Origin of the sequence: Pseudoalteromonas sp. bablab_jr010 (assembly GCF_016464105.1) — a bacterium.
Classification (GTDB): Bacteria; Pseudomonadota; Gammaproteobacteria; order Enterobacterales; family Alteromonadaceae; genus Pseudoalteromonas; species Pseudoalteromonas simplex.
On sequence record NZ_JACDWV010000065.1, the window covers coordinates 1 to 295 of the forward strand.

The window sequence follows — 295 nt, forward strand, 5'->3', positions numbered from 1 at the left end:
ATCATCGGCGCTGTTTCGTTTCACTACTGAGTTCGGCATGGGGTCAGGTGGGTCCAAAACGCTATTGTCACCAAGCAAATTTGGTTTTAATTCGCTCATCTGAGCAAATTAATAAATCTGGAATTCTGATATCAAGTAAATCTCTACTTTAGTGTCTTAACTTCTGTCTGTTACGCTGTCATAAAACGCGTTTGGCGTTGTATGGTTAAGCCTCACGGGTAATTAGTACAGGTTAGCTTAATGGCTCACACCACTTCCACATCCTGCCTATCAACGTTGTAGTCTTCAACGGCCC

2 rRNA genes are annotated in these 295 nt (G+C 43.1%); both read right to left on the reverse strand.

Features of this window, described 5'->3' with window-relative positions:
- A 5S ribosomal RNA gene (rrf, locus tag JIG37_RS04055) occupies positions 1–75 on the reverse strand; the annotation flags it as partial.
- Between the two features lie 126 nt (positions 76–201).
- Positions 202–295 (reverse strand): 23S ribosomal RNA (locus JIG37_RS04060); the annotation flags it as partial.